This is a genomic window from Kitasatospora phosalacinea (genome assembly GCF_000717185.1).
GTDB classification, from domain to species: domain Bacteria; phylum Actinomycetota; class Actinomycetes; order Streptomycetales; family Streptomycetaceae; genus Kitasatospora; species Kitasatospora phosalacinea_A.
This window is the reverse complement of record NZ_JNYE01000162.1, coordinates 1-8,870: the sequence shown is the minus strand read 5'-3', so window position 1 is coordinate 8,870 and position 8,870 is coordinate 1. Positions and strand designations below refer to the sequence as shown.

7 protein-coding genes are annotated in these 8,870 nt (G+C 73.9%); 6 read left to right on the top strand and 1 reads right to left on the bottom strand.

Annotation, left to right across the window (positions count from 1 at the left end; translation table 11 throughout):
* Positions 1–226: 226 nt before the first annotated feature.
* On the top strand, positions 227–1,225 hold the full coding sequence (locus OO57_RS36545) for a LysR family transcriptional regulator (protein WP_033257139.1): 999 nt from the start codon (positions 227–229) through the stop codon (positions 1,223–1,225).
* Between the two features lie 109 nt (positions 1,226–1,334).
* Here the strand turns inward: OO57_RS36545 and OO57_RS36540 are convergent, their stop codons facing one another.
* Positions 1,335–1,661, bottom strand: coding sequence for a WhiB family transcriptional regulator (locus OO57_RS36540; RefSeq protein ID WP_033257138.1), 327 nt, complete (start codon positions 1,659–1,661; stop codon positions 1,335–1,337).
* 531 nt (positions 1,662–2,192) lie between these two features.
* On the opposite strand from OO57_RS36540, the gene OO57_RS36535 reads away from it, so the two are divergent.
* From OO57_RS36535 to OO57_RS36515, 5 genes are all read left to right on the top strand, one after another.
* Positions 2,193–2,804: a response regulator transcription factor gene (locus tag OO57_RS36535; protein WP_014136228.1), complete on the top strand. Its 612-nt coding sequence runs from the start codon at positions 2,193–2,195 to the stop codon at positions 2,802–2,804.
* Positions 2,805–2,999: 195 nt separating this feature from the next.
* Positions 3,000–3,743 carry an RNA polymerase sigma factor ShbA gene (shbA, locus tag OO57_RS36530; protein WP_106974207.1) on the top strand — a complete coding sequence of 248 codons (744 nt, stop codon included), beginning with the start codon at positions 3,000–3,002 and terminating at the stop codon, positions 3,741–3,743.
* Between the two features lie 256 nt (positions 3,744–3,999).
* Complete coding sequence (gene guaB / locus OO57_RS36525; RefSeq protein WP_033257136.1) at positions 4,000–5,502, top strand: IMP dehydrogenase; 1,503 nt, start codon at positions 4,000–4,002, stop codon at positions 5,500–5,502.
* 169 nt (positions 5,503–5,671) lie between these two features.
* Positions 5,672–6,790 (top strand): GuaB3 family IMP dehydrogenase-related protein, encoded by a 1,119-nt coding sequence (locus OO57_RS36520; protein ID WP_033257135.1) that lies wholly within the window; start codon positions 5,672–5,674, stop codon positions 6,788–6,790.
* Between the two features lie 227 nt (positions 6,791–7,017).
* Positions 7,018–8,694 carry a serine/threonine-protein kinase gene (locus tag OO57_RS36515; protein WP_033257134.1) on the top strand — a complete coding sequence of 559 codons (1,677 nt, stop codon included), beginning with the start codon at positions 7,018–7,020 and terminating at the stop codon, positions 8,692–8,694.
* Positions 8,695–8,870: the final 176 nt, after the last annotated feature.

Sequence of the window (8,870 nt, the reverse complement as noted above, 5' to 3'; positions counted from 1 at the left end):
AGCTCTTCGGTCGTCACAACCCGAATGCTGGACACCCTCCCTGCATGCCCGGAGCAGAACCAGCAAAGCCAGCAGACTTCGGAACTACTCGTCTAGCTGACCCGCGAGGGGCAGCGACCCCGGGGGCGCGAGGAACTGCGCGACCGGACCCATGCACTCCCGTAGTGCGGGGCCCGGGCCGCCAGGACCTCGCGCCCCCGTTTTGGCTCCCCTTACAGTTGACCGCGTGATCGAAGCCCGCCACCTCCGCGTCCTGCACGCCGTCGCCCGGACCGGGTCGTTCTCCGCCGCGGCGCGCGAACTGGGGTGCACGCAGCCCGCGGTGAGCCAGCAGATGAAGGCGCTGGAGAAGGCGGTGGACACCCCGCTGGTGGTGCGGGCCGGGCGGGAGATGCAGTTGAGCGAGGCCGGACGGGTGCTGCTGCGGCACGCGGACGGGATCCTCGCGGGGCTGTCGGCCGCCGAGGAGGAGGTCGCGGCGATCGCCGGGCTGCGGGCGGGCCGGGTGCGGCTGGTCTCGTTCCCGACGGCGAGCTCGACGCTGGTGCCGCGCTCGGTGGCGCAGGTGCGGGCGGCGCACCCGGGGGTGCGGGTCTCGCTGGTGGAGGCCGAGCCGACCCAGGCGCTGGCGATGCTGCGCGGCGGCGAGTGCGAGGTGGCGCTGGCCTTCCGCTACCCGGACTCGCAGGGCGGCCTGAGCCTGCCGTCCCCGCACGCGACGCTGCGCGAGGCGCGGGCCGAGGCGGCGCTGGAGGCGGCGGCGACGGCGGCCGCGAACGACTGGTCGGAGCTGGTGGTGCGCCCGCTGCTGGACGACCCGCTGGTGGGCCTCGTCCCGGCGGGGCACCCGCTCGCGGGCCGGGGCGAGGACGCGCCGGTGGACCTGTCCGAGCTGGCGGGCGAGCAGTGGATCGCGGGCTGCCCGCAGTGCCGGGGCCACCTGGTGGAGCTGTGCACGGGCGCGGGCTTCGCGCCGTCGATCGAGTTCGCGACGGACGACTACCCGGCGGTGGTGGGCCTGGTGGGCGCCGGCCTGGGGGTGGCGGTGCTGCCGGGGCTGGCGCTGGAGTCGGTGCGGCACCCGGGAGTGGCGGCGGTGCCGGTGCGGGTGGCGTCGGGGGAGCCGGCCCGGCGCGAGGTGGTGGCGCTGACCCTGCCGGACCTGGAGGGGGTCCCGGCGGTGGCGCTGATGCTGGAGCAGCTCGCGGCGGCCGCCGCCCGCTGAGCGCGGCGGCCGCCGGGGACGGGCGGGCGACGCGTCCGCGCGGGGCGTTCCGCTGCGGCGGGGACGGCCGCGGCGGGGCGGGGGTGCGGCGGGTCCGGCGGCGGCGGTCTCAGCGGCGGATGCTCTGCGGCATCGCGAGCGGCACCTCGGCCAGCCGGTTGCGCGAGCGGCCGAGCAGTTCCTCGCGCTCGTCCTCGGTCATGCCGCCCCACACCCCGTAGGGCTCGCGGACGGCCAGGGCGTGGGCCGCGCACTGGGTGCGCACCGGGCAGCGCATGCAGACCTCCTTGGCGCTCGTCTCGCGGGAGGTCCGGGCCGCGCCGCGCTCGCCCTCGGGGTGGAAGAACAGCGAACTGTCGACGCCGCGGCAGGCTGCGGAGAGCTGCCAGTCCCAGAGGTCTGCGTTGGGGCCGGGGAGGCGGGAGAAATCTGCCATGGCTCGTTCCCTTCATGGCTCGGGACCTGGCTGCTCGGTCGCGGTCGCTGCGGCGAGGCTGCACGGGGCCGGTACGGACACCTGGAAATATGACTTAAGGCCGCTACACGGACAAGTCACCCACAGACCGACGAATCAGTCAATGACCTGACAGAAGCTATAAAAACGGACAAAAGGGGCAAGAGGTTTGAACCCGAATGCTGCATCGATCGGGTGTCCGACCGGGCGCGGACCGCCCCCGGAGGGCGTGCAGGGCGCGGACACCGCGCGCGAGCTGCACAAAAGTGCGGCGCGTGCACCGCGAGGTGGCTCTTGTGTGATGGGTCGGCCACGTACAGTGGTGGAGATGGACGTGAAGCCGTAACTCATTCGAGTGACGGTCGTTGGATGTACGGAGGCGGTCAGAGGGGACGGGACAGGGGACGGTCGCGCAGCGAGGCGACCGGAACGGGTCCGTGCCGGGGCCGTGTCGGAGAGGTTCGTACCAGCCAGGAGGCTCAACGTGACGCGGATCAGCTGCGGAGGACGGTCATGACATCCGTACTCGTCTGCGACGATTCCCCGCTCGCCCGGGAGGCGCTTCGCCGTGCGGTGGCGACTGTGCCCGGAGTGGACCGGGTGACCACTGCGACGAACGGTGAGGAGGTCCTCCGCCGCTGGGTGGCCGACCGTTCCGATCTCGTTCTGATGGACGTCCGGATGCCCGGCCTCGGCGGGGTCGAGACGGTCCGCCGACTGCTGTCGGCCGACCCGGGCGCCCGGATCATCATGCTCACCGTCGCCGAGGACCTGGACGGGGTGGCCCTCGCGGTCGCCGCCGGGGCCCGCGGCTACCTGCACAAGGACGCCTCGCGCGCCGAACTGCGGGCCACCGTCACCCAGGCGCTGGCCGACCCGACCTGGCGCCTGGCGCCGCGCCGGCTCCGCAGTCCGGACATGGGCGCCGCACCGACCCTGACGGCCCGTGAGATCCAGGTGCTGGAGGGGATGAGCCACGGCCGTTCCAACGCCGAGATCGGCCGCGAGCTGTTCCTGTCCGAGGACACGGTGAAGACGCACGCCAGGCGGCTGTTCAAGAAGTTGGGTGCCTCGGACCGCGCGCACGCGGTGGCGCTGGGCTTCCGCTGGGGCCTGGTCCGCTGAGCGGACGCGCGAACTGCGCTCGCTCGGACGTGTGACGTTGTGGTCCCGAGGCTGCACCATGGAGTAGTGGAGCACCTCGGGGACCAGCGGACAGGCAGGGGAGGCGGCACGGTGCACGCGGCGACGGATAACGTTCCGATGCACAAGTCCGGACGCGGTGCCGCGTTTTCCGGCCCGACCAGGCACCATGGACCGATGCGTGACGACGAGGAGGCCGCCGGGCCCGACCCGGTGCAGCCCGCCCCCGGGGGTGCGGCTGCCGATCCGTCGTCGGCACCGGAGGGTGCGGTGAGCGGCCCCGACGACCGGGCGGCCGGATCCGACGGCCCGTCGGGAGCGGCGTCCCGCCCGCCCGTCCTCGGCACCGAGACGTCGCCGGAGGTGGCCGAACTGGTCGCGGCGGCGGTCCGCGGGGACGGCCCGGCGATCGAGGCGCTGCTCGGCTACGTGCTCCCGCTGGCGCTGCGCTACTGCCGCGGCCGCCTGCTGCGGCTGCCCGGCGGGGCCCGGCACCACGTGGACGACGTGGCCCAGGAGGTCTGCGTCGCGGTGCTCTGCGCGCTGCCCCGCTACCGGGACACCGGGCGCCCGTTCGAGGCCTTCGTGTACGGGATCGCCGCGCACAAGATCGCCGACCTGCAGCGGGCCGCGATGCGCGGGCCCGGCTCGACGGTGATCCCGCCGGACGACCTGCCGGAGACGCCGGACGACTCGCTCGGCCCCGAGGAGCGGGCGCTGCTCTCCAGCGACGCCGAGTGGATCAAGGAGCTGCTGTCGTACCTGCCGGCCCGTCAGCGCGAGCTGGTGCTGCTGCGGGTGGCGGACGGGCTGTCGGCGGAGGAGACCGGCGAGGTGCTCGGGATGTCGCCCGGCGCGGTGCGGGTCGCCCAGCACCGGGCGCTGTCGCGGCTGCGGGCGCTGGCGGAGGAGACCGGCTGAAGTTCCGTCCGCGCTGCTGGACGCGCGTGGACGCGGTGCGGAAGAAGCGCGGGTGCCCCGGTGTTGTCAAGAGGGCGCGACGACCTACCCCGCGTCACCAGTACCATGGGGTATCGGCGCCTGGTCGGGTCGCCAAAGTTTCTCCGGTGCGCGCGGGGTTCCTCTGGAGGTTCCTCCGAAGCGCCGGGCGTCTTGGCGGCCGATGACAGCCGGGCGCCCGTGCGCCAGAACGACGGCCTGCCACGGAAGGTTCCCCATGTCTTACAACGCCGCCGGCGTACCCGAGAAGTTCGCGATGCTCGGACTCACGTACGACGACGTCCTGCTGCTGCCCGGGGCCTCCGAGGTGCTGCCCAACCAGGTCGACACCTCCTCGCGGATCTCCCGGAACGTGCGGGTCAACATCCCGCTGCTGTCGGCGGCGATGGACAAGGTCACCGAGTCGCGGATGGCGATCGCGATGGCCCGCCAGGGCGGCGTCGGCGTCCTGCACCGCAACCTCTCGATCGAGGACCAGGTCAACCAGGTCGACCTGGTGAAGCGCTCCGAGTCCGGCATGGTCACCGACCCGATCACGGTCGGCCCGGAGGCGACGCTGGCGGAGGCCGACGCGCTGTGCGCCCGGTTCCGGATCTCCGGCGTGCCGGTGGCGACCCCCGAGGGCAAGCTGCTGGGCATCGTCACCAACCGCGACATGGCCTTCGAGACCGACCGCAGCCGCAAGGTCGCCGACATCATGACCCCGATGCCGCTGATCACCGGCAAGGTCGGCATCTCCGGCGAGGACGCGGTGGCGCTGCTGCGCCGCCACAAGATCGAGAAGCTGCCGCTGGTCGACGACGAGGGCCGGATCAAGGGCCTGATCACCGTCAAGGACTTCGTCAAGGCCGAGAAGTACCCGAACGCCGCCAAGGACTCCGAGGGCCGACTGCTGGTGGGTGCCGCCGTCGGCGCCTCCGCCGAGGCCTTCGACCGCGCCCAGGCGCTGGTCGGCGCGGGCGTGGACTTCCTGGTCGTCGACACCTCGCACGGGCACTCGCACAACGCGCTGTCCTGGATCTCCAAGATCAAGGCCGCGGTCCCGGTCGACGTGGTCGGCGGCAACGTCGCCACCCGGGACGGCGCCCGGGCGCTGCTCGACGCGGGCGTGGACGGCGTGAAGGTCGGCGTCGGCCCCGGCTCGATCTGCACCACCCGGGTGGTCGCGGGCGTCGGCGTCCCGCAGGTCACCGCGATCTACGAGGCCGCCCAGGCCTGCCAGGACGCGGGCGTCCCGATCATCGGCGACGGCGGCCTCCAGTACTCCGGCGACATCGGCAAGGCGCTGTGCGCCGGTGCCGACACCGTGATGCTCGGCTCGCTGCTGGCGGGCTGCGAGGAGTCGCCCGGCGAGCTGCTCTTCATCAACGGCAAGCAGTTCAAGTCGTACCGCGGCATGGGCTCGCTGGGTGCGATGCAGACCCGCGGGCAGGCGAAGTCCTTCTCCAAGGACCGCTACTTCCAGGCCGAGGTCTCCTCCGACGAGAAGCTGATCGCCGAGGGCATCGAGGGCCAGGTGCCCTACCGCGGCCCGCTGTCCGCGGTGCTGTTCCAGCTGGTCGGCGGCCTGCGCCAGACCATGGGCTACGTCGGTGCGGCGAGCATCGCGGAGATGCAGACCAAGGGCCGGTTCGTCCGGATCACCTCGGCGGGCCTCAAGGAGAGCCACCCGCACGACATCCAGATGACCGTCGAGGCGCCGAACTACAACGCGCGCTAGGACCGGACAGGGATCCGCCCGGACCGCAGGTGACCGCGGGCCGGGCGGATCCCTGCTGTCCGGGGGGCGCGGGTGCGCCCCTGGCGGGGCGGGCGGGCCCGGTACGGGATACTTGGGGCGTGGCCGGGGGGACCCGGTCGGGAGATGGAAAGCAGCAGAAGGGCTCGAAGTGACTGAGATCGAGATCGGGCGAGGCAAGCGCGGCCGCCGGGCGTACTCCTTCGACGACATCGCCGTCGTCCCCAGCCGCCGTACGCGTGACCCGAAGGAGGTCTCGATCGCCTGGCAGATCGACGCCTACCGGTTCGAACTGCCGTTCCTGGCCGCGCCGATGGACAGCGTGGTGTCGCCGCAGCAGGCCATCGCGATCGGGCAGCTGGGCGGCCTGGGCGTGCTGAACCTGGAGGGGCTGTGGACGCGGTACGAGGACCCGCGGCCGCTGCTGGCGGAGATCGCCGCGATCACCGACGAGGCGGCGGCGACCCGGCGCCTGCAGGAGGTGTACGCGGAGCCGATCAAGGCCGAGCTGATCAAGGAGCGGATCAAGGAGGTCCGTGACTCCGGTGTCGTGACCGCCGCGGCGCTCTCGCCGCAGCGCACCGCCGAGTTCTCCAAGGCCGTGGTGGACGCCGGGGTCGACGTGTTCGTCATCCGCGGCACCACCGTCTCCGCCGAGCACGTCTCGGGCGCGGCCGAGCCGCTGAACCTGAAGCAGTTCATCTACGAGCTGGACGTGCCGGTGATCGTCGGCGGCTGCGCCACCTACACCGCCGCGCTGCACCTGATGCGCACCGGCGCGGCCGGCGTGCTGGTCGGCTTCGGCGGCGGCGCCGCGCACACCACCCGGGGCGTGCTGGGCATCCAGGTGCCGATGGCCACCGCCGTGGCGGACGTCGCGGCCGCCCGCCGCGACTACATGGACGAGTCCGGCGGCCGGTACGTGCACGTGATCGCGGACGGCGGCGTCGGCTACAGCGGCGACATCCCCAAGGCCGTCGCCTGCGGCGCGGACGCGGTGATGATCGGCGCCGCGCTGGCCCGCGCCACCGACGCGCCCGGCCACGGCTACCACTGGGGCATGGAGGCCGTCCACGAGGAGCTGCCGCGCGGCAAGCGGGTCCACCTGGGCACCGTCGGCACCACCGAGCAGATCCTGGCCGGCCCGTCGCACACCCCCGACGGCACCATGAACCTGTTCGGCGCGCTGCGCCGGGCGATGGCCACCACCGGCTACACCGAGCTCAAGGAGTTCCAGCGGGTCGAGGTCACGGTCAACCCCGGCCGCTGACCCGCCCCCCGCCGAAGGGCCCCCGCCGTGCGCCGCGGCGGGGGCCCTTCGGCGTCGGCGCCCGGCCCCGGGCGGTGCGGGGCGAGGGGGGCGGGTGGCCGGGACGGGACGGGACAGGGGATGATGGGTGTCCGGCGTGCGACCGCCACCCTCGGCGCTCCGACACGCCGTCAGGTCGCGGCGGGGGTGCCCGCCGGGGGCCGCAACACCATGGGGAGAGCGCACCGATGACGCAGCCGCAGGAACCGACCGGCCGACTGCTGGCGGACCGCTACCGGCTCGGAGAGGTGCTCGGACGCGGCGGCATGGGCACCGTCTGGCGGGCCGAGGACGAGATGCTGGGCCGGATCGTCGCCGTCAAGGAACTCCGGATGACCGGCACCGTCGACGAGATCGAGAAGCACCGGCTGGTCGTCCGCACCATGCGCGAGGCCAAGGCCACCGCCCGGATCCGGCACACCGCCGCCGTCACCGTCTACGACGTGGTCGAGGAGGACGACCGGCCCTGGATCGTGATGGAGCTGGTCGCCGGGCGCTCGCTGGCCGACGTGGTCGCCGAGGACGGCGTCCTCACCCCCGAGCGGGCCGCCCGGATCGCCCTCGACCTGCTCGGGGTGCTCGGCGCCGCGCACGACCAGGGCATCCTGCACCGGGACGTCAAACCGTCGAACGTGCTGATCGGCGAGGACGGGCGCACCGTGCTCACCGACTTCGGCATCGCCAGCGTCGAGGGCGACACCTCCATCACCTCCACCGGCATGCTGGTCGGCGCCCCCTCCTACATCGCCCCCGAACGCGCCCGCGGCCGCCGCCCCGGACCGCCCTCCGACCTGTGGTCGCTGGGCGGCACGCTGTACGCCATGGTCGAGGGCGTCCCGCCGTACGACCGGGGCGACGCGCTGGCCACCCTCACCGCCGTGATGACCGAACCGCTCCCGGCGCCGCGCAACGCCGGGCCGCTGCGGACCGTCATCGAGGGCCTGCTGGAGAAGGAGCCGGAGCGGCGGATGGACGCCGAAACGGCCCGCCCGCTGCTCGAACTGATCGCCGCGGGGAAGCCGCTGCCGGAGGCGAAGGCGGCGGCCGCGGCGGAGGCCGAGACCGTGGCCGTCCCGGCCCCGGCCCCGGCCGAGGTGCGGGGGCCCGAGCGGACGGCCGAGGTGCCGCCCGCGGGCGGGCCGTTCGGCGACCGGCGGCGCGGGGTGCTGGCCGGGGCCGCGGTGCTCGCGGTGCTCGTGGTGGTCGCGGCGCTGGTGGTGTTCTGGCCGAAGGGCGACGGCGGCGGGGGCGGGAACGGCTCCGCGGACGGCACCGTGCCGACACCGGCGCCGCCGGCGGTCACCACGGGTGCCTCCGCCCCGGCGTCACCGTCCGCCCCGGCCTCCGCGGCCTCCTCCGCCCCGGCGTCCGCCGGCCCCTCCGGGCAGCCCTCGCCCGCGTCGACGGCCGGTCAGGTGCCCGCCGGGTACCGGGTCTACAAGGACCAGTCCGGGTTCAGCATCACGCTGCCCGAGTGGATGGTCGACCAGGGGCCCGACTACCGCGCCACCAGCCGGCGCTTCGAGGGCCGCGGACTGCGACTGGTCGTCGACTGGCAGAGCCCGGCCGGGGACAGCGCGCTGAAGGACTGGCAGGCGTCCGACCGCAACGCGCGGATGACCAACTACCGCAAGGTCAGGGTGGAGTCCGTCGCGTACCGGGACTGGACCAACGCCGCCGACTGGGAGTGGACGTACACCGGCAAGACCGGCACCCTGCTGCACTCGCTCAACCGCGGGTTCGTCACCGGGAACGGCAAGTACGGGTACGCGATCTACTGGACCATGCCCGAAGAGGTGTGGACGGCGCCGGAGGGCTCGCTGGCCCGGCAGACCTCTTTCGAGAGCTTCCAGCCCGCTCCGTGAGAGCGGGTGCCCCGCGCCGGGGGAGGTGACGCCTCCGGCGGGGGCGGGGAGGCGGAAAGGGGGCGCGGGGTGCCCCGCGCCGGGAGGAGGCAACGCCTCCGGCCGGGCGGGGCGGGGGAGTTGGTGCCTCCGGCAGCGGGAGGCGGGTGGGTCACGCCTCCGGCGGTGGGGGCGAG